Raw genomic sequence first — 24,565 nt, forward strand, 5'->3', positions numbered from 1 at the left:
CTGCAAAGGTGGCTGCGCGTGTCAAAATTGATGGTTTTCGCCGGGAATGCTAATCCCGCACTCGCTCAAAAAATAGCCGAGAGCTTAGACAGCCGTATGGGCAACGCTACGGTGGGTCAATTCAGCGACGGCGAAATTGCAGTCGAGATCAATGAGAACGTGCGCGGTAAGGATGTTTTCATCCTGCAATCCACCTGTGCACCGACGAATGACAATTTGATGGAGTTGATTCTGATGGTCGACGCACTGCGTCGCGCCTCGGCAACTCGCATCACGGCGGTACTGCCTTACTTTGGTTATGCCCGCCAGGATCGCCGCGTGCGCTCCGCACGGGTACCGATTTCCGCCAAGGTAGTAGCGGACATGATGGTTAAAGCTGGCGTTGACCGAGTGATGACCATGGATCTACACGCTGATCAGATCCAGGGCTTCTTCGATGTTCCGGTCGATAACGTCTACGGCTCACCGATTCTGCTAGATGATATCGAGCGTCAGAATTACAGCGACCTAGTCGTCGTCTCTCCTGATGTAGGCGGTGTTGTTCGCGCCCGCGCTATCGCCAAACAGCTGAATGCCGATCTCGCTATTATCGATAAGCGTCGCCCCCAGGCTAACCAAGCCCAGGTGATGCACATCATCGGCGAGATTGAAGGCCGTACCTGTGTCGTTGTCGACGACATGATTGATACCGCAGGCACGCTGTGCAAAGCCGGTGAAGCGCTGAAAGAGCACGGCGCCAAGCGCGTAGTGGCCTATGCGACTCACCCGATTTTGTCCGGCCCAGCGGTCGACAATATTACCAACTCCGTACTGGATGAAGTGGTGGTGACCGACACCATCCCGCTATCCGACGTTGCACGTCGAAGCGGCAAAATTCGCCAGTTGAGCGTTGCCGGCCTGATCGCAGAAGCGATTCGTCGGGTCAGCAACGAAGAATCTGTCAGCGCGATGTTCCACTAATTCGCTGACGATACAGCCCCCTTTTGGGGCCACGGAAACGTCGTCGTCTGGTCGCGGTCGGCGGCGTCTTCCTTACTTAAACTAAGAGGCAATTCCATGTCTGATTTTATCCTGAAAGCCAGCGTTCGTAACGACCTGGGGAAAGGTGCGAGCCGCCGCCTGCGTCGTGCGAACCAGCAAGTGCCGGCCGTTGTATACGGTGGCGAAAAAGGCGCGCAGTCTATCTCTGTCGAAAAAACCGCTTTCTACAAAGCGATTGAAGACGAGTCCTTCTTCTCTTCCGTCATCAAGCTGATGATCGAAGGCAAAGAAGAGCAAGTAGTTGTTCGTGACCTGCAGCGTCACCCGTTCAAGCCGCTGCTGACCCACGCCGACTTCCTGCGCGTTGATGCAACTCACGAAATCACCATGAACGTGCCGCTGCATGTGACCGGCGAAGAAGCGTGTGTAGGTATCAAAGACCAAGGCGGTGAACTGCACGTACTGGCCAACGAAGTTGCGATCAGCTGCTTGCCAAAAGACCTGCCTGATTACTTGGAAATCGACATTGCCAATGTCGAGCTTGGCACTACCCTGCACCTGTCTGACCTTACCCTTCCGGCTGGCGTCACCTCTGTTGACCTGTCCCACGGTGAAGAGCACGACAATGCAGTACTCAGCGTCACTAAAGTAAAAGTGCGTGTTGAAGAAGATGAAGACGGTGAAAGCGAAGGCGAAGAAGACACCAGCGCCGAGTAAGTATCCCTCGCTAAGCATCCTATTGGGGCCATGCCTGCATGGCCCTTGTGATGCTGACATGATGTTAGAATCAAGCGCCCCGGCGCTTGATTTTTTTTAGGGCCGTCGTTGGCGCGGCGTCAACCATGTCTTCTGGATAGCTTTGGTCTTCTGGATATTTTGCATGAGGTGGGAAGATGAGTCAGGTAACAGCCATTATTGGATTAGGAAACCCCGGAGCGGAGTATGACGCCACGCGCCATAATGCCGGTTTCTGGCTGGTAGACGCTATTGCGCAGAGCGCCCATGCAGAGTTGCGCCCTGAAAAGAAATTTTTCGGCCACTACGCCAAGGTGCGCCTAGGCGACCATGAACTGCACCTACTCAACCCCGCCACCTTTATGAATCGAAGCGGTGCCGCGGTGGCAGCACTAAGCCAGTTCTTCAAACTTGCCCCTGAAAATCTACTGGTCGCCCACGACGAACTCGACCTTCCCCCCGGCCAAGCACGCTACAAAACTGGCGGCGGGCACGGTGGTCACAACGGCCTGCGCGATATTATCAGTGCATTAGGCGGTCAGAAGCAGTTTCACCGAGTACGGATTGGCATTGGCCACCCCGGTGAGGCTCGTCAGGTTACTAATTATGTACTGGGGCGGCCCGGCAAAGCCGAACACGAAGCCATTGTTCGCGCCCTGGATGAGTGTATCGCCACACTTCCGCTAGCGCTTGCAGGTGACTGGGCCAAAGCCATGAACCAGTTACACAGCCTTAAGTCAGAATTAACTTAGTCCAAAGCTGGCTATTGTCGCCGGTGGCTGACAGCTAGCGCATCTCGTAGAATGGCGATTACTTTTACGCCCTACCACCTTATTCTCAGGAACATTTTATGGGTTTCAATTGCGGCATCGTCGGCCTGCCTAACGTCGGCAAGTCCACACTATTCAATGCACTGACGAAGTCAGGCATCGATGCAGAAAATTTCCCCTTCTGCACTATTGAGCCGAACGTGGGTATTGTCCCAATGCCGGACCCACGTCTTGATAAGCTCGCCGAGATCGTCAAGCCGCAAAAAGTACTGCCGACCACCATGGAGTTCGTCGACATTGCTGGCTTGGTCGCCGGGGCCTCCAAAGGCGAGGGCTTGGGCAATAAATTCCTGGCCAATATTCGTGAAACCCAGGCAATTGCCCATGTGGTGCGCTGCTTCGATAACGACAACGTTATCCACGTAGCCAACCAAGTCGATCCCCGCGCCGATATCGAAACGATCAACCTAGAGTTAGCGCTAGCCGATCTGGATACTGTCGAAAAAGCCAGCCAGCGCTTGGTTCGCTCGGTGAAAGGCGGTGATAAAGACGCTATTGCCACCAAGGCGATTCTTGATCGTATCCAGCCCCACGTTGCGGAAGGCTTACCGCTTCGCAGCTTTGGCTTGAGCGAAGAAGAGCAGCGCCAAGTGAAAAGCTTCGGTTTTTTGACCCTGAAGCCAACCATGTACATCGCTAACGTCAATGAAGACGGTTTCGAGAACAATCCCTACCTGGATATTGTTAATGAAATAGCCGCGGAGGAAGGTGCGCTGGTGGTGCCCGTGTGTAACCAGCTGGAAGCCGAAATTGCCGAGCTGGATGACGAAGAGCGCTCGATGTTCTTAAGCGAGATGGGCATGGATGAGCCGGGCCTTGATCGCGTAATTCGCGCAGGCTACTCACTGCTGGGTCTACAAACTTACTTCACTGCCGGTGTTAAAGAAGTTCGCGCCTGGACAGTGAAAGAGGGTGCCACAGCCCCAGAAGCCGCTGGCGTGATTCACACCGATTTTCAAAAAGGCTTTATTCGGGCCGAAGTGGTCGCCTATGACGATTTCGTCTCGTTAGGCGGCGAGCAGGGTGCTAAAGACGCCGGCAAGTGGCGTTTGGAAGGCAAAGAGTACATTGTCAAAGATGGCGATGTGGTGCACTTCCGCTTTAATGTGTAACTGCCAACACCCATTTGATCGGCAATAAAACATTGACTTAAGGCGAAATTATCAGTATCATTCGCCCCCGTTGAAAGGCTACGTAGCTCAGCTGGTTAGAGCACATCACTCATAATGATGGGGTCCCCTGTTCAAATCAGGGCGTAGCCACCAAATGAATGCCAAAAGCCCGCTGACTCTGTCAGCGGGCTTTTTGTTTACGTGCAACTGACGAATTAGCTTAGCTTTGCACGGTTTAAGAATCCCACCAGCGCGCGGGTTAGATACTCCACATCTTTACTACCCGCAGTCTCCCGAATCGAATGCATTGCCCACTGGGGAACACCCACATCAATGGTGGGCACGCCCAACTCGGTGGCGGTAATCGGTCCAATCGTACTTCCACAGCCCATATCAGCCCGGGTAACAAACGACTGCACGGGTACGTCCGCCTCGCGACATACATCGCGAAACAGCGCGCCGGTAACACTATTGGTGGCATAGCGCTGGCTGGAATTCACCTTGATGACCGGGCCGCCGTTAATCGCTGGGCCGTGACGCTCATCGTGCTTGTCGCGAAAGTTAGGATGCAGCGCGTGGGCGTTATCGCAAGAGATCATCAGTGACGATTGAATCAGTTGAATCAACGACTCATCGCTTCGCTTTTCTCTCCCCTTACCCACTTGGGCATTAATACGCTTTAGCACATCCGCCAAGAACGGGCCTTGAGCGCCACAGGCACTGGCACTGCCGACCTCCTCGTGATCGTTAGCCACCAGTAAAGCGCCCTGGCTGCCATCGCAATCCAAGAGCGCTTCTAAACCGATGAAGCAAGAGAGCAGGTTATCCAACCGGGCACTCGCCACTAGCTCTTTCTTAACACCCACCAGCGATGGGGGCTGAACATCGTAAAAACCTAATTCAAAATCAACCACTTCCACAGCACGCATGCCATGCTGCTCTTCTAACCATTGCGCCACCAGCTCGCCTAGCGTCGCCGACTCGCTCTGCATTAAAACCGGTGCCATTTGCGTCTGCGGGTTAATCGGGCGGCCACTGTTCACGTCACGATCAAGGTGAATCGCCAGGCTCGGCACCATGGCAATAGCCCGGTCGATATTGAGCAATACGCTTTCTAAGCGACCATCGGCATGGCGCACATGTACGCGTCCTGCCAGTCCCAGGTCACGGTCAAACCACGGCGCTAACAACACACCACCATAAACCTGCACGCCTAACTGTAGCCATCCTGCGGAGCACTGCGTGGCGTTAGGCTTTAGATGCAGCCCCGGGCTATCGGTGTGGGCACCGATCATACGCAGCGCCGTTAATTCAGACTCAGGTAGCTGAAAAGCAATAATCGCTGAGTCATTACGGGTAACGTAGTAGCGCTTGCCCGGTGTAAGCTGCCAATTGGCCTTCTCTTCCAGCCGCTGAAAACCGGCTTGCTCCAACCGCGAAGCCATATTGCCTGCCGCATGCCACGGGGTCGGTGATTGGCGCAGAAAATCGCATAGGCGCGTTAAACGATCAGCGTTGAAAGTCTCGGACATGGAAATCCTCATAACTGTAATGATTGAGTCTCATAGCGCAGGTGACCTGCTACAATACTCCTTCGACCTACGCAACTCATGGGTCACATGCGGGTCTAGGGAAGAATGAGTGTACACAAATCCGGGAGAGCTTGACTGATGAGCTTGTTTGCAACGCTTTCGCGTTCGGTCGCCCTGGCTGTCATGCTGGTTGTTACCAGCCCAGCCGCCTTCGCGCAACTTGAGCCGACCAACGAACAACGCCAGGCGGCAGTGGAAATTGCGGACTCGCTCCGTTACGGCCACTATGCTGATATTACTTTTGATGAAGCGTGGTCGCAGGATGCTTTCCAACGCTACTTGGACATTATTGACGGCCAGCGCGCCTACCTGCTACGCAGTGACATCGAACCCTATCGCCACTTAGAGACAGGCATGGCAGACGCCCTTTTCAATGGCGACCTGGATGATGCATTTAGCCTCTACAACACCTTCAGTGACCGCCAGCGCGCGCGCCTTGAGTCGCTGCTTGCACAGCTTGATGAAGGGCTCAATTTTGAATTTGATAGCAATGAGCGCTTAGAAATTGATCGCGAAGAGGCGCCCTGGGCATCTCGGCAAAGTGAGCTAGACGAGTTATGGCGCAAACGGCTCAAAAACGACGCCTTAACGCTCGCCCTAACCGATCAGGATAATGAACAGATCGAAACCAATCTGCGCCAGCGCTATGAAGGCCAGCTGACGCGGTTGGAGCAAACCGAACCCGAAGACGTGTTTGGGGTACTGATGGCGGCAGTCACCAGCAGCATCGACCCACACACTGGCTATCTCTCCCCCCGCCAGGGCGAATCCTTCGATATCCAAATGAGCCTCTCTCTTGAGGGCATTGGCGCCTTACTTCAGTCGGACGGTGAGTACGTTAAAGTCTCAAGCTTAGTACCCGGCGGCCCGGCAGACCGCGCTGGCGTACTGGAACCCGCGGACCGGATCATCGCCGTCGGCCAGGAAGAAGGCGAGATGGTCAATGTGGTCGGCATGCGCTTGGATAACGTGGTGGATCTGATTCGTGGCCCCAAAGGCTCTGTCGTCCGCCTCGATGTGGTGCCTGCACAAGCGGTCGATATGACCCGCTCACAAACTGTTCAGATCACCCGTGATACCGTCAGCCTTGAAGATCAAGCTGCCAGCAGTGAAATCATTAACGTTGAGCGAGATGGCGAGCCTCACCGCCTAGGGGTGATTAACATCCCTACTTTCTACGTCGATTTTGATGCCTGGCAAGCCGGTGAAGAGGAGTATCGCAGCACTACGCGCGATGTCGCCAAAGAAGTTGAACGCCTTAAAGAAGAGGGCGTGGAAGGTATCGTGCTTGATCTGCGCAACAACGGCGGCGGCGCTCTTCAGGAAGCCAACTCCCTCATCGGCCTGTTTATTGACCGTGGCCCCACCGTCCAGGTGCGCGATGCCCAGGGGCGTATTCAGCTTTATGGAGACAGCGAAGCAGGCACACTCTATGACGGCCCGCTAGGGGTACTGGTGAATCGCCTCTCCGCCTCGGCCTCTGAGATCTTTGCCGGCGCGATTCAGGATTATGGTCGCGGTTTAGTACTCGGCACGCCGACGTTCGGCAAAGGCACCGTGCAGACGCTTAACGAGCTAAGCCATGGGCAGATTAAGCTAACCCGCGCCAAGTTCTACCGCATTTCCGGCGATAGCACGCAGAACCGCGGTGTTGAGCCGGATATCGACTTCCCCAGCCTGATTGATCCCGAACGTATCGGTGAAAGCAGCCTGGATAATGCGCTGGCCTGGGACACCGTTCAGAACGTACAGTATCGCCGCTATGGTGAACCAGAAACCATGCTGGACAAACTCATTGCCCAGCACGATACCCGCGCCCAGGACAACGCCAACTTCCGCTATTTAGAGCGCCAGTCGGCGCTGGCTCGCCAGTTACGCGAGCAGCACACCAGCGTAAGCTTAAATCGCGAGCAACGTAAGCGCGAAATGGAAGCCCAGGAAGCTGAGCAGCTCTCGCTGGAAAACCAACGCCGCCGTGCGCTAGGCCTTGATGAGCTGGATGAGTGGATGGACGCCCGAACTGACGTCACAGAGGGGGTAACTGAAGAGACCGGTGATACCGAGGCCTCGCAAAACAGCGAAAGTGAAGAGGATGAAGCACTGGCCGTTGATCGTGCCTATGTGCTCGAATCGGCTGAAATTCTACTCGACTACACCCACCTGAAAGACTCTCATCGGCTAGCTGCTAAGCGCTAAATTACGTTGAGTTCACAAAAACGCCGCCTCCTTCACAAGGGGCGGCGTTCTAGTTTTAGCTTCAACCTAATCCTTCCAAGCGGTCTTGAAAAATAGCCCTTCAACACAGCGCGGCAAGACGAGTCGGCCGATCACCCATTTTAGTTAAGCGCTGAGTGAGCGCTACTAGCTGAGCGGCACTGCCCTGGCTACCCGCACGAATTATCTCAAGCGCCCAGGCAGGTAGTTGTGGGGCAAGCCGGTAATAGACCCACTGCCCTTCGCGCTGATCACTAAGCAGCCCACACTGGCGGAGCTGGGCCAAATGGCGCGACACTTTAGGCTGCGACTCTTGCAGCGCATGGGTCATCTCGCATACACACAGCTCCTGCTCTTGAGCTACCAGAAGCACCAGCATCAAACGCGTTTCATCGCTTAAACATTTAAACACCTGCAAGGCTTGCGGTGCATTCACTTCGCCCACCATAAACTTCCCAAACTGATTGACTATAGGTAGTTTACGCCACAACAGTCGCTGACGGTAAGCACTGTTCGAATGCGCAACACCCAGACACGACAAAACGCCCGGACGCCATTAGACGATGGGTGACAAGAAAATAATGAAGACTGGAAAAAAAAGGGTAATTAAATGGCTCCTCGAGCAGGACTCGAACCTGCGACCCAATGATTAACAGTCATTTGCTCTACCAACTGAGCTATCGAGGAACGTTATAAGTTGTGGTGTTTTAAGCGAAACCAAATTGCCAATAACCTTCAGCAAGTGATTGGCTCCTCGAGCAGGACTCGAACCTGCGACCCAATGATTAACAGTCATTTGCTCTACCAACTGAGCTATCGAGGAATAATGCGCTACCTAAGACAACGTACCGAGCAAAGTGGCGTGCTGTAAATAGGCAGTTAAATAGATACTAGCAGCAGTACAACTTGGCTCCTCGAGCAGGACTCGAACCTGCGACCCAATGATTAACAGTCATTTGCTCTACCAACTGCGCTATCGAGGAACGTTATAAGTTGTGGTGTTTTAAGCGAAACCAAATTGCCAATAACCTTCAGCAAGTGATTGGCTCCTCGAGCAGGACTCGAACCTGCGACCCAATGATTAACAGTCATTTGCTCTACCAACTGAGCTATCGAGGAACTGCTCAAACACGGTGCGTAGTATACCCATAGAAATTTTAGGGTCAAGTATCGATTATGGATGAACGCTAGCCGCTGGATTCCTGTATCCGTATAATGCGCCTACTTATGATAGCGGCTCGGCAACAGTAACTGTCGACCGCACGACAACACTCCATTCATCCTCGTCCCCCGACGACTCATAGATGACAGGTACCGATGGCGAAGAAGCTCTTCATCAAAACGCACGGCTGCCAAATGAACGAGTACGACTCCTCCCGCATGGCGGATCTGCTCGGCGAATCTCACCAGCTCGAACTCACTGATAATGAGCGTGAAGCCGATGTCATTCTGTTAAACACCTGCTCCATTCGCGAAAAAGCGCAGGAGAAAGTTTTTCATCAGCTGGGACGCTGGAAAAAACTTAAAGACGCCAATCCCAACCTGGTGATTGGCGTGGGTGGCTGCGTGGCGAGCCAGGAAGGCGAAGCGATTCGCAAGCGCGCGCCCCACGTGGACATGGTGTTCGGGCCTCAAACCCTGCACCGCGTACCCTCAATGCTGGATGCCCGTGGCAATAACCAGATTGCGGCAGTGGATGTCACTTTTCCCGAGATCGAAAAGTTCGACCACCTGCCCAAGCCCTCCTCCGACGGCGCGACGGCGTTTGTGTCGATCATGGAAGGCTGCTCAAAGTACTGCACCTTCTGCGTGGTGCCTTACACCCGCGGTGAAGAGGTCTCGCGCCCCTTTGAGGCAGTGATGGATGAAATTATCCATCTTTCCGACCAGGGCGTGCGTGAGATCAATCTTCTGGGCCAGAACGTCAACGCCTACCGTGGTGAAAACCAGCTGGGCGATGAAATCGACTTGGCCGAACTGATAGCCTGCGTGGCGGCGGTGGACGGGATTGACCGGGTCCGCTTTACCACCTCGCACCCGGTGGAGTTTACCGACAGCCTGGTCGACGCCTTTGCCGATATTCCAGAGCTGGTAAGCCACCTGCACCTGCCGGTACAGTCGGGTTCAGACCGCATTCTTAACGCCATGAAGCGTGGGCATACGGCGGCCGAATACATCGAGAAGATGGAGCGTATCCGCGCCAATCGCCCGGATATCAGCTTCTCTTCTGACTTCATCATCGGTTTCCCCGGCGAAACAGAAGAAGATTTTGAAGCGACGATGAACTTAATTCATCAAATCGGCTTCGATCATTCGTTTAGCTTCGTTTATTCCGCACGCCCAGGCACCCCAGCTTCTGGCCTGCCGGATGAGACGCCAGAAAGCGTCAAAAAGCAGCGATTGGCGATTCTGCAGGAGCGGATCATTCAGCAAACCGCGCAAATTAGCCGCCGCATGGTTGGCAGCACGCAGCGCGTGCTGGTTAACGGCTTTTCGCCCCGCGACCCCGGCCAGCTCTCTGGGCGTACCGAGAACAACCGCGTGGTTAACTTCCGCGCTGCCAACCCCACCGAGCTAATCGGCTACTTTGTCGATGTGGAAATCACCGAGGCATTTCCCAATTCGCTACGCGGTGAACTTGCCTCGCCCGAGCGCTATTGATCATTTATAAATGTCCGATAACGAGTGCAAGGGCAGGTTGAAGCGAGGGTCTTTTGCCAGGGATGGCAAAAGTAGCGCCCAAGGACGGGTTCACAGCGCCCTCGCGGAAACCTGCTCTTGGTACCGTGATGTACTTTCACTTATCACAGATCATTGCCCCGCTTCTGGTGGGGCAGTAAGCTGAACGATACACACACTAACGAGGGGTTCCCCACTCTTGAGCCAGCCAACACCTCAGGCCAATCGCATCATCACCTTAAGCCTTGAACCCAATGATCCGCAGCGCCTTGCTAGCCTTTGCGGCCAGCAGGACGAGCATTTGAAGCTGATTGAAAGCCGCCTAGATGTGACGCTGCGCAACCGGGGCAATGTGTTCCAACTGGCGGGCCCAGCCAACCGCATTAAGGCAGCGGCAAACGTGTTGGAACACCTTTATCGCGAGACAGCGGCAAGCGAACTTGACGCCGACACCGTGCACCTGTTCCTGCAAGAGTCCGGGCTTGAAGCGCTGGAAGAAGAAGAGGACGGCACCGGCAGCAGCGATGAAGTGATCATGCGCACCCCGCGCACCATGATCAAACCGCGCGGGCTTAACCAGCAGCGCTACGTTTCAAGTATCCGCGAGCACGATATCAACTTCGGCATTGGGCCTGCAGGTACCGGTAAAACCTATCTTGCCGTTGCCGCCGCGGTTGAGGCACTCAACCAACAGGAAGTACGCCGCATTTTGCTCGTACGCCCGGCGGTTGAAGCGGGTGAAAAGCTTGGCTTCTTGCCCGGCGACCTGGCCCAGAAAATCGATCCCTACCTGCGCCCGCTATACGATGCCCTTTACGAGATGATCGGCTTTGAGCAGGTAGCAAAACTGATTGAGCGTCAGGTAATTGAGATTGCCCCGCTGGCCTATATGCGCGGCCGTACGCTCAATAACTCCTACATCATTCTCGATGAGAGCCAGAACACAACCCCGGAGCAGATGAAAATGTTCCTGACCCGGATTGGCTTTGGCTCTACCGCCGTCATTACCGGCGACGTGACCCAGGTCGACCTGCCCAAAGGCCAGCGTTCGGGGCTGATTCAGGTGCTTGACGTGTTGAAAGACACTCAAGGCATCGGCGTCACCCACTTTGCTGCCAAGGATGTGGTACGCCACCCGCTGGTTCAGCGCATTATCGAAGCCTACGATATGTTCGAGTCCCAGCAGGAAGTGGAAGAGCGTGCCCGCCGCGAGGTGCGCCAGCAAGAGCGTGACGCACGCATGCAGGCGCGTGAAGGCTCCTGGGATAGCTCGCGATGAATGAAGCTACAGAGAACGGATGCATCGTTGATCGTCAGGCGGCGATTGACGAACCACTGTTACCCAGCCTGGCACAGCTCACCCATTGGGTGAGCTGTGTGTTTGCCCACCACCCTGACGATCAGCGCCTTGAAGTGACTATTCGCTTTGTGGACGAGCTCGAAAGCCAAACGCTCAACCGTGACTACCGCGGCAAAGACAAAACCACCAACGTGCTGTCATTCCCCTTTGAGAGCCCGCCGGGGGTTGATTTGCCGTTACTCGGCGACCTGGTGATTTGCCATGCCGTAGTGGCCAAAGAAGCCAGCGAGCAAGGCAAGCCGATTGAGCACCACTACGCCCATATGGTCATTCATGGCATCCTGCATTTAATGGGCTACGATCATATTGATGATCACGAGGCAGAGGAGATGGAGCAGTTTGAGCGTGAACTGTTGGCCGAGCTGAATATTCCTGACCCCTATGCTGACGACACCCACGCGCCCAATGGCGATCACATCTAAGCGTTTACGTCTTTATTATTTGATAGCGGATGCGTTAAATCACGTAACAACTAATCTGGTACTATCCCCCGTTTCAGTGATAAAACAGCTACCTGACGACATAGTTTACATAACGATGTCGTAAACGAGATAGCAACTGTCTGCCCGCAAACGAGAGAATTGACGCATGAGCGAAGACCGATCGAGCAACCCCAATCAAAAATCCTGGCTCGAGAAAATCTTTGGCGCCCTTTCCGGAGACAATGACGAACCCAGCTCACGCGATGAGCTGATGACGTTTTTACGCCATACCGCAGGGAAGTTAAAGCTGGATCAAGACGCCATTATGATCATCGAAGGCGCGCTTGAGATCAGCGATCAGCAGGTTCGTGAAGTGCTGATACCCCGCTCCCAGGTCTCAGCCATCGCCCTGGATCAAACCAGCGACGGCTATCTACCGCTGATCCAGGAAACCGGCCACTCCCGCTACCCGGTGATTGGGGAAAACCTGGATGACGTAAAAGGCATTCTTCTGGTAAAAGATTTACTCCCTCTGCTCTCCCAGACCCAGGCCCAGCGCGATGCGTTCAAGCTAGATGACATTTTGCGCCCGGCGATGTTTATCCCTGAATCCAAACGCCTTAACAGCCTGCTTAAAGAGTTTCGGGATACCCACAATCATATGGCGGTGGTGGTGGATGAATACGGCGGCACCGCGGGCATCATCACCATCGAAGATATTCTTGAGCAGATCGTCGGCGACATCGAAGATGAGCACGATACCGATGAAGAGGACGATATCCGCGAAATAGAGAATGGCCGCTATGCCATTCGTGCGCTGACGCCTATCGAAGACTTCAACGAACGCTTTGACACCGAGTTCTCTGACGATGAGTTCGATACCGTTGGCGGCCTGGTGATGCAGCAGTTTGGCCATCTGCCGCGGCGCGGTGAACACACCATTCTAGGCGGCTGGCGGTTTGTAATTCTCAATGCCGACACTCGGCGCATTCGTCTACTCGAAGCCTACCGCGACACGCGTCGCGATGACGAAGAGGATGATGACCAGGAGAACAAGCCCGACTAGGCGCTGGTTGTCACGCTGCTCGCTATCCACTCCCTCGCACTTTACCGTAGATAGGTTATCGCTATGGGTTTTCCCCCCGCGTTTTTGTTACAGCTGCTTGCCGCCCTGGTGGCGGGCGGTTTCACCACCCTAACGGCTTCCCCTTTTGAGCTTTGGTGGCTGGGCCCGGTGGCGATTGGCTTACTTTATGTGGGCCTGCACGCCTTAACCCCCGCCCAAGCGGCCCTAAAAGGCTGGTTATACGGTGTGGCACTGTTCGCCAGCGGCACCTCCTGGGTGTATGTCTCTATTCACGACTATGGCTACACCGGCGTACCGCTAGCCGTTTTCCTAACCATGCTGTTCGTGACGATTCTGGCGCTGTTTTTTGCTGGCACTTTCTGGCTCTACCGGCGCTTTACCTCCGCCCGCCTCGCGTTTATCAGCTTTGCGGGCGCCTGGGTGTTGGGCGAGGTACTGCGCACCTACCTGTTTACCGGCTTTCCCTGGCTACTGCTGGGCTCTGGCTACGTCGACTCGCCGCTGGCTTCCTGGGCGCCCGTTGGTGGCGTCTACCTGCTCTCGCTGCTAGTCGCACTGAGCGGTGCGCTTGGCGCTGAACTACTGCTGCGCCGTCAGTGGTGGTCACTTGCACCACTGGCGGCCATTTGGTTAATTCCGTTGGCACTCCCCCAGCAGTGGACTACCCCAGCCGACGAGCCTACGCGCGTGGCCCTGCTACAGGGCAACCTGCCGCAGCTGTTGAAGTGGACGCCCGAAGGGCAGCGCACGGCGACGAATACCTATAGCGAACTCACCCGCGAAGTCGCCGATGAGGTTGACCTGATCATCTGGCCGGAAACCGCCCTGCCGATGATGGAGACCCAGGCCCGGCCGGTACTGGAGCGGGTGCAAGCAAACCTACCGCCCGACGTCGCCCTACTCACCGGTATCGTTCAGCGCGACGAACAGGAGCGCTACTTCAATAGCGTGATTGGCGTGGGCGACGTAGAGGGCAGCTACCAGAAAGAGCACTTGGTGCCTTTTGGTGAGTACCTGCCGCTGGAGAGTGTACTCCGCGGCGCGATTGATTTTTTTGACCTGCCCATGTCGACCTTTACCAAAGGTGAGCATGAGCAAACACCGATGCAGGCCGCTGGGATTAATATTGGCAATGCGATCTGCTATGAGATTATTTACCCGCAACTAGTGGCCCGCCGTGCCCAAGATAGCGGTGTAATCATGACGGTGTCTAACGACACCTGGTTTGGCGCCTCAATTGGCCCCCACCAGCACCTGCAGATGGCACGCCTACGCGCGTTAGAGAATGGACGCTATGTGGTTCGCGCCACCAGCAATGGCATTACCGCTATTATCGATTCCAATGGGCGCATTGTTGAACGCGCGCCGCAGTTTGAGACGACCACGCTCACCGGTGAGTTTTACGCCATGGAGGGTTTAACGCCTTTCACCCGTTTGGGTAGCTGGCCAGCTTGGTTGCTAGCAGGATTGTTGCTCTTGCCCGGCGTGGTGGCAGCAAGAGCCACACGCCAAGCGCGAAGCTGAAATGCCATAGGCGCTAAAGCGGCTAGCTAGAAAAACGGCCCGAGTCCTCTGCAGGACTCGAGCCGTTTTGTTTTACTGAAGATAGCTGCCTACCTAAGTGGCTAGATAGGCAGCTAGTCAATCCGTTATTTAGGCTGCGCTGTTTTTTAGCGTCGCCATATCAATCACGAAACGATAGCGCACGTCGCCTTTTTCCATGCGCTCAAAGCCTTCGTTAATGTTGTTGATATCCAGCATCTCGATATCACAGGTAATGCCTTGATCAGCGCACAGCTTGAGCAGCTCTTCAGTCTCTGCAATGCCACCAATTAGCGAACCGGCCACAACACGACGCTTAAAGACCAGATTAAAGGCTTCAATGGCTGGCTCAATGGGCTCAAGCAAGCCAACGATGATGTGGGTACCATCATACTTCAGCGACGTTAGGTAAGGGTTTAGATCGTGCTGTACGGGCACGGTGTCGAGCATGAAGTCGAAGGTTTCAGCCACCGCATCCATCTGCGCTTGGTCGCTTGAAACCACCACGTGGTCAGCACCGTTACTTTTCGCTTCTTCAACCTTGGCGTCGGAACGGGTGAACACTGTGACTTCAGCGCCCAGCGCTTTAGCCAGTTTAACGCCCATGTGGCCTAAGCCACCCATACCGATCACACCGACTTTATGGCCTTTGCCCACGCCGTGATGCTTGAGCGGCGAATAAGTCGTCACACCGGCGCAGAGAATCGGCGCCGCCGAGGCCAGATCAATACCATCCGGCATCTGTAGCACAAAGTGCTCGCTCACTACGATGGAGTCGGAGTAGCCACCCTGGGTCATGGTGCCATCCTGACGATCTTCGCCGCCGTAAGTCATGGTAAAGCCTTCCAGGCAGTACTGCTCTACGCCGTCTTTACAGGCGCTACAGGTACGGCATGAATCCACCATGCAGCCAACACCCACCAGGTCACCGGCTTTAAAACGCGACACTTTATCGCCCACTGAGGTCACACGGCCGACAATCTCATGCCCCGGCACTACCGGGTACTGGCTCATGCCCCAGTCATTGCGGGCAAAGTGCAGGTCGCTATGGCAGACGCCGCAGTAAAGAATTTCGATGGCGACGTCATCGGGGCGCGGCTGGCGACGATCAAAAGTAAATGGTGCTAAGGGCTTATCGTTAGCAAATGCGGCGTAAGATAATGCTTGGCTCATCGGTGAAACTCCTTATCAGCAAAAGACTGCCATATAAATCGGCAGACATTTCCCCGCGTGCGAGGTATGCCAACAGTATTCGCCTAATCAGTGGTGATAGCGATGAACGAAGCTACGCCATTTTTGCCAAATACTCCGACACCACGTAATAAAATAACAAAAAAATGCCATAAATCGTTATGATTATACAAAAGCCACTAGAAACCCGAGAGAAACCATCATGGCCTCCACCGCTCAGGCTGGCAATGCGCTGGCTGCCGTTATCGCGCCACTGGTTAAAGGCGACGGCATCAATGACACACCGCTACCTGGTGTGTCGTTACTCTGTTTGAGCCGCCACCAGATACGCACACCGCTACTCTATGAGCCGAGCCTGACCATCATTGCCCAGGGGCGCAAGATGGGTTATCTGGGTGATCGCGAAATCTATTACGACCCCGGCCACTATTTAGTCCAAACGCTGCCACTGCCCTTTGAGTGCGAAACCTACGGCTCACCAGAAGCCCCTTTGCTGGGTATATCGGTACGCTTGGATCCAGCGCTGTTAAGCGAGATGGTGACGGCCATGGGCGATACCGGTCAGCATGCCCAGGCGCCACTGCCCATGGCCTCGGTGGCCATGACAGAAGGCATGCAGGAGGCCGTATTGCGTTTGGCGCGCACGCTAAATGTAACGGTAGAGTGCAGCACCATGGGCACGGCTCGCATTCGCGATGTGGTGTTTGAAGCGCTAAAGGGAGAACAGGGGCCCGCCTTACGGGCGCTGGTACTCGGGCATGGCAACTATTCACGCATCGTGCAGGTGCTGTCTAATCTTCACACCCATTTTGCCGACGACTTTAGCGTGGAACAGTTGGCAGCGCAGGCCAATATGAGTCCGTCGACGTTTCACCAGCACTTCAAACAAATCACCCGCTCGTCACCGGCCCAGTACTTAAAGCGACTGCGCTTAATCAAAGCGCAGCAGTTGCTGCTGCAGGATAATCACAACGTTAATCAGGCCGCTGCGGCGGTGGGTTACCGCAGCGTGCCTCAGTTTAGCCGCGACTATAAGCGCTACTTTGGCGAGCCCCCGCTTCAGCATCGCCGTCAAGAGCAGGCGTTACGCGCTTAAGACGAGATTCAATATAGGGGTTATTTGGCAAAGTCTATTTTGCAAAATTTATTTGGCAAAAACCTGGCTCATATCTTTAAACGCCTTGAACTCCAGGGCGTTTCCGCAGGGGTCGAGCAGAAACATAGTGGCCTGCTCACCTACTTCACCTTTAAAGCGAACATAAGGCTCGATCACAAATTGGGTATCGCGCGCTTTCAGACGCTCGGCTAGGGCTTCCCACTCATCCCACTCTAAAATCACACCGAAGTGCGGCACCGGCACGTTGTGCCCGTCTACCGGGTTAGTGTGGGCACTCTCTTGCCCGGGAGTTTTGGGTTGTTCATGAATCACTAGCTGATGGCCGAAGAAATTAAAGTCGACCCACTGCTCGCTGGAGCGTCCCTCTTCTAAGCCAAATACATCGTTATAAAAAGCACGCGCCAACGCTACATCGTAAACAGGAATAGCCAAATGGAAGGGTGAAAGGCTCATTGTCGTCTCCAGTTTATTAATTTTTTGGGGGTTAAATGGCACTTTATGTTGCCACGGTGTATTCATCCTAGGACGGTGCATGGGAAAATAAAATCAATAACTATTTAGCTGATTCACAAAAAGGATTGATCAATGATCCGCGAGCTAAAAACGCTGATTGCGGTCGCACAGGAAGGCACCTTTGCCGCAGCGGGCAGCAAAATCGGCCTGACTCAAGCGGCGGTCAGCGCACAAATGAAACGACTCGAGGAAGCGTTGGGTATCCAACTGTTTGAGCGTAAAGGGCGTGCCGCTATATTGACCCAGCGTGGGCAGGAAACATTAAAGCAAGCCCATGCCCTGCTAACCCTCTACAGCACGCTGGGTGCTTCGACAGCGGGCCAACTAGCCACTCAACGGGTCAACATTGGGGCTATCGCTTCGATACAGCGCTCGCTACTGCCCGATGCCCTGGCTCGCTTTCATCGCACCTATAGCGAATGCCACACCCGCGTGGTACCGGGGCTTTCTATGGAGCTGGTGAATCAAGTCGACGCTGGTGAACTGGATATGGCGTTGATTATTCGCCCGCCCTTTTCACTGCACAGCGATTTGCGTTGGACGCCCCTTGCCCACGAGCCATTTCGGTTAATCGTGCCGCGCCATATTGAGGGCGATCAGTGGCGGGAGCTGATTGCCCGCCAGCCGTTTGTTCGCTACGACCGCGCCTCCTTTGGGGGACGCCAGGTCGATCGCTTCCTACGCGACAACCACTGCAACGTGCGTGAAGTATGTGAAGTCGATGAACTGGAGGCCATCGTTAAACTGGTCGCCAAAGGGGTAGGCGTTGCCCTGGTGCCCCAGGCGACTGCGCAGCAACGCTGGCCAGCGGGAGTGCGGGCGATTGATTTAGGCGAGCGCACCTTTCACCGCGACATCGGGCTGATTCATCCCACTAGCGGCCACTTGAGCGAACCCGCACGGGGGTTGGCCCAATTGATTGGTGAAATAGCCCAGCAGCCTGATAATGGCGCCTAAGGTGTTTCGTTGAATATCAAAGGAGTAAATGCATGAAACCAGAGGATCTGGAAAAACTAGTAACGCGCACCATGCCCTTTGGCAAATATGAAGGCCGCCTTATAGCGGATCTTCCTGGCCCCTATTTAAACTGGTTTGCCCGGGAAGGTTTTCCTTCAAGCGAGATAGGCCAGTTACTGCATTTGATGCACGAAATTGATCACAATGGGCTTGGCCCACTGCTTGACCCGCTGCGAAAAACGCCTAGCCAGCGTGGCGAAACTTAAGACTGCTCGTTTTTATCTGCGTTCTCACGCTCGTTAAGGGCACGCTGAAACTCAGCGCGATATGCCGCTTCGTGCTGCGCGGTATCCGCAGGAAAGTGGCCTAAGGCGACGGCTAGCTCAAAGAAGCCAGCCGCGGGTAAACCATCGCCCCGGCGGCTGACCACCAGTGCCGCGATAAAAGGCCTCTGCTGTGCGGCGTCTTCACGCATTAACTGCTCTAACGCCTGGGTGACTTGGGCGATGGTACGCGGAGGCGCGAGCGATAGTTCGCTAGCCACCTGCTGATAGGTCATTGGCATGGTTTCACGCGGTGCGCTGAGCAGTAGCTGGCGAAGAGCGACTACGTTATCGGTCATATACATCCTATCGTCAGGGTTTAATACGTGCACATTGCTCATTGACGCATTGTTTGTGCTAACCAGTACTTGTGCTAAGAATAGCGAAATACGCTGTGATAAGGAGAGAACATGGTAACGCGACTAACAACGGCGCGTCCTAGAGGTGGCCGCTGGCCAAACGTGCTGGCCGGCTTAGCTATTCTGCTGATAGCGGCGGCGGCACTGATGATGGCGGGTGCAGGGCCTGCTTACCGTGGCGAATTTATCAGCCTCGGCGAGGCGTTTGATTTACTGCGCAACGGCGTCTATGTCGCCGGTGGGGCGATAGCGGTGAGCATTTTCGCGCTACTGTTTAGCATGCTGACTCGCCGTTCTACACCAGCCTTAATAGCCACGCTGGTCATCGTCGCCGCTGCAGCACTGCTTTACGTACCGTGGCAGCATTGGCAGCAAGCCCAACAAGTGCCAGCTATCCACGACATCACCACCGATACGCAAAACCCACCTGCCTTTGAAGCGTTAGCTGACGCACGAGAAGCGGCGCCGAACGCGGTTGACTACCCAGGCGATGCCACCGCTCAGCAGCAGCAAGCAGCCTACCCTTTTATCAAACCGCTGGTCTTGGCCGAAGCCCCGCAAACAGTGCTGGCTGCCGCTCAAGCAGAGGCCGAAGAAGCTGGCTGGCGCATCGCCCGAATTACCGACAATCGCTTAGAAGCCACCGCGACCACGCGCTGGTTTGGCTTTGAGGATGATGTGGTCATCCGCTTAACCGAGATTGAAAACGGTGTGCAGGTGGATATGCGCTCGGCGTCACGTCTGGGTGCCGGCGATGTGGGCACCAATGCAGCGCGTATCGAGCAATTTTTAACAGCGCTGGAAGTGCGACTTGAGTGACTCGTCTTACTAACGCCTTACTCCCCCCTTTTAATGCAATGGGTCGCGACTGTGGCCGCCTTCACGCGCTAAAATTTGCTCAGCGTCCAAGGTGGCGATTGGGACTTGGTGCTGGGTGGGGATATCCCCGGTCAATTGCAGCGCTTGATAACGCAGGGCGCAAACGCGCAAAAAAGAAGTGAAGTTACCCAAATCGTGTCCGGCGTCGATGGATTCGTGATAAAGCCGGGTAATCATCTGGGCCGTATTCATTCCGTCACGCCGGGCAATCTCTTCCAGAATGTGCCAGAAGTAATTTTCCATTCGCACACTGGTGACCATGCCATCAATGCGTAGCGAGTGTGTCGCGCTGCGCCACAGCTCAGGGTCGGCTTGAATAAACAGTTTACACATGGGCATTGTCTCTCGGCGTATTCGTATCCACTCGAATTTTTAGCATAGCGGCAATTATTGGCGCAGCAAATAAGAGCGCCCAGCGGGAGCTGGGCGCAAATATCATTTGGTTATCGCGGACTGGCTCACTTATTCAGTAGCGCCATAAACTGCGCAAGCCAGGCCGGGTGGGCAGGCCATGCGGGTGCGGTAACCAAGTTGCCATCGGTTACTGCATCGGTCACTTCCAGGTCGGCAAAGTGACCACCCGCAAGCTCCACTTCCGGCTGGCAGGCCGGGTAAGCAGAGCACTGCTTTCCTTCCAGCACTTTTGCAGCGGCTAGTAGTTGAGCACCGTGACAAATCGCAGCCACGGGTTTGTTGGTCTCAAAAAAGTGCTGAACCATGGTTAGCACCTCTTTGTTCAAGCGAAGATATTCAGGTGCGCGCCCGCCAGGCACTACCAATGCATCGTAATCAGCGAGATTAGTGCTGGCGAAATCGGCATTCAGTGCAAACCGGTGGCCGGGCTTTTCGGAATAGGTTTGATCACCTTCGAAGTCATGAATCGCGGTCGCCACGGTGTCACCCGAGGCTTTCCCAGGGCAGATAGCATCGACACGGTGGCCAACGGCCATGAGTGCCTGGAATGGCACCATGGTTTCATAGTCTTCAGTGAAATCGCCGGTGATCATTAAAATGCGCTTGCTGCTCATCTCAGTGCTCCTCTTATCTATCTTATGGTTATTGATCGAGTGTTTGAGCACACGCGGGGCGTGTAAGTTGAGACTAGCAAGCGCTTTCCGGCTACAGGTAGTAATTGCTTACTACTGAGTAACTTCCTCCTTCTGTGGAAGGTCGAGATGTCGCTGCCCTGCCGTGTCGCTGACACGGAAGCGCCCCACCAGTGAATGCATATCCCCGGCACGGTCATCCAGCGTATGGCTGGCGGTGGTCGCTTCTTGCACCAGCTGCGCATTCTGGTGCGTCACTTGATCCAACTGCGAAATCGCCTGGTTGATCTGGTCAATACCGGCGGATTGCTCATGGGTCGCCCCTGCAATCTCAGTAACATAGCGCGTCACCTCACCCAGGCTATCAATGATTTCCTGCAGGTGTTTGCTTGAGGCGTTTACAAGCTGCTCGCCCTCGCTCACCTTGGCGACACTGTCATCAACCAAATGACGAATTTGGGCCGCCTCTTCGGCGCTGCGTCCGGCGAGTTTGCGCACTTCTTGCGCCACCACTGCAAACCCACGCCCCTGTTCACCCGCTCGCGCCGCTTCAACAGATGCGTTGAGCGCCAGCAAGTTGGTTTGAAAGGCAATATCGTCAATGGCTTTAATGATAGAGGTAATCTTTTCACTCGCCTCGCGGATATCTCCCATTGCTGCCGTCGTGCGCGTTGAAACATCGCCAGCGGCGCGGGCGCGCTGGTCAACATTGCCGCTGGCGTCTTTGGCCTGGTCGGCGTACTCAGCGGTTTGTTTCACCGTGGCAGTAATCTGTTCAAGACTGGAAGCCGTTTCCGCCAACGATGCCGCCTGCTGGTCGGTACGCTGAGAGAGGTTTTCATTACCTGCCGCAATTTGCCGGCTGCTGACCGCAATGGATTCGGCGCTTTCACGAATCTGCGCCACCATGCCTTCAAAGGTATCCATCATGTTATTAAACGCTTGAGCGGTTTGGCCCACTTCATCGTTGCGCTTAAGCTCAAGACGCTTTGAAAGGTCGGCATTTTCGCCTGCGGCGCCGCTGATATTTTCCATTTGGTGACGCATCGCCACTAGCGGGCCCAGTACACGCACCATGGTACGCCAGCCAAAAATCGCCAGCAGTGCGATAACCACCAGAGTCACCATAATCAGTAACGAGCGCCCAGCGTTGGCTAATGTCTCTGCTTGAGTCGCGGCACTATCCGCCTGACCAACGGTATACGCTTCAACATCACTTAGCTCCGCACGCATCTGGGCCATGGCTTGGGCAACATTGGTAAGCGACTCTTGCACCTGTGCGCTTAGTGCCAGTTGCTGTAAACGAAGCTCATAGACAGCGTTGTCATCGGATACCATCAGCCCTTCCAGCTCTACGATGACATCGTCTAATTCACTAATCAGCGCGCGCTGCTCTACTTCGGTGCTAGGCGCCTCTGCGATCGCCGCCAGTGATTGGCGAGAAAGCCCCACCTGCTGGGCAATTTCATTGTGACGCAAATTGACCAGCGCATCGGCGCTATTCGTTTGCATCATCTGGCGACCAAGGTCAGACAACTGCGCTAACGCCATGCGTGTATTGCCGCTTAAGCGCCCAATATCCGCTTGTGGGGCAAACATATTGTCCAGCAACTGGGTAGGCAGCGTGGTCATGCCATCTTCGCGCCAAGCTTCCATTAACTCACGCTGTTCACGGTCACTTCGAACCTGTGCTAACGCCGCACGCCCGGCAATATCTTCGGCACTTAGCATCACTTGAGAGATGAGCGCTTGCATAGCACTAATCCGCTCGGCCATCTGCGTTTGTAGGCTCAGCTCTTCACGACGCACTGCTTCCAGCGCCGTATCGCCTTCTAGCAGTGTCTGATGATGGCTATCTAGATCACTCAATCCTTCCGCTTGATCAACTCCACTGAGGTCTTGCCGTGCATCCCGAAAACGTTCATCTAATACCGTTTGGGTCGTGACCTCATTGAGGTCAGCCACACTCTCTGCGGCAAGCAAATCCGCATGGCGTTGACCAAACGCACCCATGGTGAGCACCATGCCCCGGCTGGCATCCTGAAGCGGTAACACCTCACCCGTAATATAGCGCTGCGAGTCGATTAGCCGCTGGTTCGTCGTCCAACCTGTTGCCGCCAGCACCACGGCGCCCAGCACCGCAGCCAAGAACAGGCTGATCAACATTGTTCGAATACTTAAGGTTTTTTTCATTATCTGTTTTCACTTGTGTCAGGGGGCAGACAGGTAACGTAAGCTTTAGGGCAAAAGGCTTGCCCATTCCACCGACTCGAAACGGCCGTTTGTGATAATGGTGGGCCACACCGCATCGCTGGCTTGATGGTCATTAGGCCCCAAGCTCAACGGCTCTTCTAAGCCAATATCAACCGAACCCAAGCCGAGTAGTCCATCGACAATAGCGTCACGATCTGGATTCGCGCCGGCCGCTTTTACCCCCTCAACAAAGAGTTTTGCCGCTAGGTAACCTTCAAGGGAGATAAAGTCAGGTTCACTACCCCGGGCATGAGTGGCCAGCGCTTGCCGATAGGACTCAACGGCAGGCAGGTCGGCATTTAGCGGCGGTACTACCTGAGTAATAATGACACCTTCTGCCAGATCGCCGAGTTCATCCATTAGCGCTTGGCTGCCCACAAAGGAGACATTCAGAAATACCGCGTCCGGAAGGTCATTTTTCGCTTCACGAATGAAATCCGCAGCGGGGCCGTAGGTACCGACAATGATAACCGCGCGCGGTGTCACCGGTGCTTCCAGAATGTTCGCTAAACCCTGGTGAATATTACGTGTACCACGGGTAAAGCGGCCATGGGCCAGCGCTGCAACATTATCCACACCATGATCGGTTAATGCTTTTGTGGCGCCGTTGTATCCTGCATCGCCAAAGCTATCGTTTTGGGTAAAGAAGGCAATTTCTTCGGGTAAAACACCTGCTTCCAACAGCCCGTCCACCATTGCGGCGGTTTCTTGTACGTAGCTAGCTCGGTAATTGATTACATAGCGGTCAGGCGGTGACCGGCGCAGCACACCTGCGCCAGTAAACGCCCCGTAAAGGAGGGTCTTATATTCGTTATAAATGGGAATGGTAACGGTAGCCGTCGGGGTGCCGACGTTGCCAATTGCCGCGAGCACCTCATCTTCTTGAATAAGCTCTCGGGTATTGCTGGCGGCTTGTAGCGGTTTGTACTGATCATCCCGCGCAATCAAGGCCAGCGTTTCACCATTAACCCCTCCCGCCGCATTGACTTCTGCAAAGTAGGTTTCGATACCTTTCTGCATGCCCAGCCCTAGCGGTGCAGCGCCACCGCTGGAAGGAGCAACCATTCCAAAGGTCAGTTCTGCCTGCGCTGGTAGCGGAGCAAACATCCCCGCCAACAAAACCATTTTTAATAAGTACTTTCTTGATAAGCTATTTTTTAATAATTTTTTTCTTAACAACAAGGTTCCCAATCGTTGCATTGATCTGCTCCTTACTGGCTAGATCATTTCCCCACGTAAATCGCATGGGCGAAGGTGTGCAGTGAGCCCACTACACCTTCGCCACATAACCGAGCTATATTTATTACTATCGGCAGGAGAATATACGACTAAAGATTAATTATCGTTAATTAATAAGTAACAATTATTACCTA

23 protein-coding genes and 5 tRNA genes are annotated in these 24,565 nt (G+C 54.7%); 15 read left to right on the top strand and 13 right to left on the bottom strand.

The annotated features are described in order from the left end of the window. Positions 1–18: 18 nt before the first annotated feature. The 5 genes from QHL1GM_RS07300 to QHL1GM_RS07320 all read left to right on the top strand — a co-directional run bounded on the left by QHL1GM_RS07300 (position 19) and on the right by QHL1GM_RS07320 (position 3,811). Positions 19–960 (top strand): ribose-phosphate pyrophosphokinase, encoded by a 942-nt coding sequence (locus tag QHL1GM_RS07300; RefSeq protein ID WP_175540359.1) that lies wholly within the window; start codon positions 19–21, stop codon positions 958–960. Positions 961–1,056: 96 nt separating this feature from the next. Continuing rightward, complete coding sequence (locus QHL1GM_RS07305) at positions 1,057–1,698, top strand: 50S ribosomal protein L25/general stress protein Ctc (protein WP_071693871.1); 642 nt, start codon at positions 1,057–1,059, stop codon at positions 1,696–1,698. Positions 1,699–1,874: 176 nt separating this feature from the next. Beyond that, positions 1,875–2,468: an aminoacyl-tRNA hydrolase gene (gene pth, locus QHL1GM_RS07310; RefSeq protein ID WP_071693872.1), complete on the top strand. Its 594-nt coding sequence runs from the start codon at positions 1,875–1,877 to the stop codon at positions 2,466–2,468. 98 nt (positions 2,469–2,566) lie between these two features. Beyond that, positions 2,567–3,658 carry a redox-regulated ATPase YchF gene (ychF, locus tag QHL1GM_RS07315; protein WP_007113453.1) on the top strand — a complete coding sequence of 364 codons (1,092 nt, stop codon included), beginning with the start codon at positions 2,567–2,569 and terminating at the stop codon, positions 3,656–3,658. Positions 3,659–3,734: 76 nt separating this feature from the next. Continuing rightward, positions 3,735–3,811, top strand: a tRNA-Met gene (locus tag QHL1GM_RS07320). Between the two features lie 62 nt (positions 3,812–3,873). Here the strand turns inward: QHL1GM_RS07320 and QHL1GM_RS07325 are convergent. After that, on the bottom strand, positions 3,874–5,190 hold the full coding sequence (locus QHL1GM_RS07325; RefSeq protein ID WP_071693873.1) for a M18 family aminopeptidase: 1,317 nt from the start codon (positions 5,188–5,190) through the stop codon (positions 3,874–3,876). Positions 5,191–5,328: 138 nt separating this feature from the next. Between QHL1GM_RS07325 and QHL1GM_RS07330 the strand changes: the two genes are divergently transcribed. Continuing rightward, positions 5,329–7,446, top strand: coding sequence for a carboxy terminal-processing peptidase (locus QHL1GM_RS07330; RefSeq protein ID WP_071693874.1), 2,118 nt, complete (start codon positions 5,329–5,331; stop codon positions 7,444–7,446). Between the two features lie 100 nt (positions 7,447–7,546). On the opposite strand, the gene QHL1GM_RS07335 is transcribed toward QHL1GM_RS07330, so the two are convergent. The 5 genes from QHL1GM_RS07335 to QHL1GM_RS07355 all read right to left on the bottom strand — a co-directional run bounded on the left by QHL1GM_RS07335 (position 7,547) and on the right by QHL1GM_RS07355 (position 8,583). After that, positions 7,547–7,912, bottom strand: a complete 366-nt coding sequence (locus tag QHL1GM_RS07335; protein ID WP_071693875.1) for a metalloregulator ArsR/SmtB family transcription factor — start codon at positions 7,910–7,912, stop codon at positions 7,547–7,549. A gap of 163 nt (positions 7,913–8,075) precedes the next feature. Then, positions 8,076–8,151 (bottom strand) — tRNA-Asn (locus tag QHL1GM_RS07340). A gap of 60 nt (positions 8,152–8,211) precedes the next feature. After that, positions 8,212–8,287 (bottom strand) — tRNA-Asn (locus tag QHL1GM_RS07345). An 84-nt stretch (positions 8,288–8,371) separates the two neighbouring features. Continuing rightward, positions 8,372–8,447, bottom strand: a tRNA-Asn gene (locus tag QHL1GM_RS07350). 60 nt (positions 8,448–8,507) lie between these two features. Beyond that, a tRNA-Asn gene (locus tag QHL1GM_RS07355) sits at positions 8,508–8,583 on the bottom strand. Positions 8,584–8,781: 198 nt separating this feature from the next. On the opposite strand from QHL1GM_RS07355, the gene miaB reads away from it, so the two are divergent. The 5 genes from miaB (at position 8,782) to lnt (ending at position 14,536) form a co-directional block, all read left to right on the top strand. Continuing rightward, the gene (gene miaB / locus QHL1GM_RS07360) at positions 8,782–10,125 is read left to right on the top strand and encodes a tRNA (N6-isopentenyl adenosine(37)-C2)-methylthiotransferase MiaB (RefSeq protein ID WP_071693876.1); all 1,344 of its coding nucleotides are present in this window, start codon (positions 8,782–8,784) and stop codon (positions 10,123–10,125) included. Positions 10,126–10,342: 217 nt separating this feature from the next. Next, positions 10,343–11,422 (top strand): PhoH family protein, encoded by a 1,080-nt coding sequence (locus tag QHL1GM_RS07365; RefSeq protein WP_071693877.1) that lies wholly within the window; start codon positions 10,343–10,345, stop codon positions 11,420–11,422. Beyond that, positions 11,419–11,925, top strand: a complete 507-nt coding sequence (gene ybeY / locus QHL1GM_RS07370) for an rRNA maturation RNase YbeY (protein ID WP_071693878.1) — start codon at positions 11,419–11,421, stop codon at positions 11,923–11,925. The genes QHL1GM_RS07365 and ybeY overlap by 4 nt, the downstream gene beginning before the upstream one ends. A 166-nt stretch (positions 11,926–12,091) precedes the next feature. Next, positions 12,092–12,991 (top strand): HlyC/CorC family transporter, encoded by a 900-nt coding sequence (locus QHL1GM_RS07375; protein WP_071693879.1) that lies wholly within the window; start codon positions 12,092–12,094, stop codon positions 12,989–12,991. Between the two features lie 63 nt (positions 12,992–13,054). Continuing rightward, positions 13,055–14,536: an apolipoprotein N-acyltransferase gene (gene lnt, locus QHL1GM_RS07380; RefSeq protein WP_071693880.1), complete on the top strand. Its 1,482-nt coding sequence runs from the start codon at positions 13,055–13,057 to the stop codon at positions 14,534–14,536. Positions 14,537–14,665: 129 nt separating this feature from the next. Here lnt and QHL1GM_RS07385 read toward each other — a convergent pair whose 3' ends face one another. Continuing rightward, positions 14,666–15,727, bottom strand: coding sequence for an NAD(P)-dependent alcohol dehydrogenase (locus QHL1GM_RS07385; protein WP_071693881.1), 1,062 nt, complete (start codon positions 15,725–15,727; stop codon positions 14,666–14,668). A gap of 220 nt (positions 15,728–15,947) precedes the next feature. On the opposite strand from QHL1GM_RS07385, the gene QHL1GM_RS07390 reads away from it, so the two are divergent. Further along, positions 15,948–16,841: an AraC family transcriptional regulator gene (locus QHL1GM_RS07390; RefSeq protein ID WP_071693882.1), complete on the top strand. Its 894-nt coding sequence runs from the start codon at positions 15,948–15,950 to the stop codon at positions 16,839–16,841. 48 nt (positions 16,842–16,889) lie between these two features. Here the strand turns inward: QHL1GM_RS07390 and QHL1GM_RS07395 are convergent, their stop codons facing one another. Beyond that, complete coding sequence (locus tag QHL1GM_RS07395; protein WP_071693883.1) at positions 16,890–17,315, bottom strand: VOC family protein; 426 nt, start codon at positions 17,313–17,315, stop codon at positions 16,890–16,892. 132 nt (positions 17,316–17,447) lie between these two features. On the opposite strand from QHL1GM_RS07395, the gene QHL1GM_RS07400 reads away from it, so the two are divergent. Beyond that, the gene (locus QHL1GM_RS07400) at positions 17,448–18,332 is read left to right on the top strand and encodes a LysR family transcriptional regulator (protein WP_071693884.1); all 885 of its coding nucleotides are present in this window, start codon (positions 17,448–17,450) and stop codon (positions 18,330–18,332) included. A 32-nt stretch (positions 18,333–18,364) separates the two neighbouring features. Next, complete coding sequence (locus QHL1GM_RS07405; protein WP_071693885.1) at positions 18,365–18,598, top strand: DUF3820 family protein; 234 nt, start codon at positions 18,365–18,367, stop codon at positions 18,596–18,598. Here the strand turns inward: QHL1GM_RS07405 and QHL1GM_RS07410 are convergent. Further along, complete coding sequence (locus QHL1GM_RS07410) at positions 18,595–18,954, bottom strand: hypothetical protein (RefSeq protein ID WP_071693886.1); 360 nt, start codon at positions 18,952–18,954, stop codon at positions 18,595–18,597. The genes QHL1GM_RS07405 and QHL1GM_RS07410 overlap by 4 nt on opposite strands. A gap of 111 nt (positions 18,955–19,065) precedes the next feature. On the opposite strand from QHL1GM_RS07410, the gene QHL1GM_RS07415 reads away from it, so the two are divergent. Next, positions 19,066–19,833, top strand: a complete 768-nt coding sequence (locus tag QHL1GM_RS07415; RefSeq protein ID WP_071693887.1) for a DUF1499 domain-containing protein — start codon at positions 19,066–19,068, stop codon at positions 19,831–19,833. A 30-nt stretch (positions 19,834–19,863) separates the two neighbouring features. Here QHL1GM_RS07415 and QHL1GM_RS07420 read toward each other — a convergent pair whose 3' ends face one another. The 4 genes from QHL1GM_RS07420 to QHL1GM_RS07435 all read right to left on the bottom strand — a co-directional run bounded on the left by QHL1GM_RS07420 (position 19,864) and on the right by QHL1GM_RS07435 (position 24,299). After that, on the bottom strand, positions 19,864–20,226 hold the full coding sequence (locus QHL1GM_RS07420; protein ID WP_071693888.1) for a ribbon-helix-helix domain-containing protein: 363 nt from the start codon (positions 20,224–20,226) through the stop codon (positions 19,864–19,866). A gap of 125 nt (positions 20,227–20,351) precedes the next feature. Continuing rightward, positions 20,352–20,921, bottom strand: a complete 570-nt coding sequence (locus QHL1GM_RS07425; protein WP_071693889.1) for a DJ-1/PfpI family protein — start codon at positions 20,919–20,921, stop codon at positions 20,352–20,354. Positions 20,922–21,032: 111 nt separating this feature from the next. Further along, a complete protein-coding gene (locus QHL1GM_RS07430; RefSeq protein ID WP_071693890.1) occupies positions 21,033–23,132 on the bottom strand; it encodes a methyl-accepting chemotaxis protein in 2,100 nt (699 codons plus the stop codon). Between the two features lie 45 nt (positions 23,133–23,177). Next, on the bottom strand, positions 23,178–24,299 hold the full coding sequence (locus tag QHL1GM_RS07435; RefSeq protein ID WP_254795272.1) for an ABC transporter substrate-binding protein: 1,122 nt from the start codon (positions 24,297–24,299) through the stop codon (positions 23,178–23,180). Positions 24,300–24,565: the final 266 nt, after the last annotated feature.

The organism is Halomonas sp. QHL1, from assembly GCF_001882345.1.
In the GTDB taxonomy this organism is placed as follows: Bacteria; Pseudomonadota; Gammaproteobacteria; order Pseudomonadales; family Halomonadaceae; genus Vreelandella.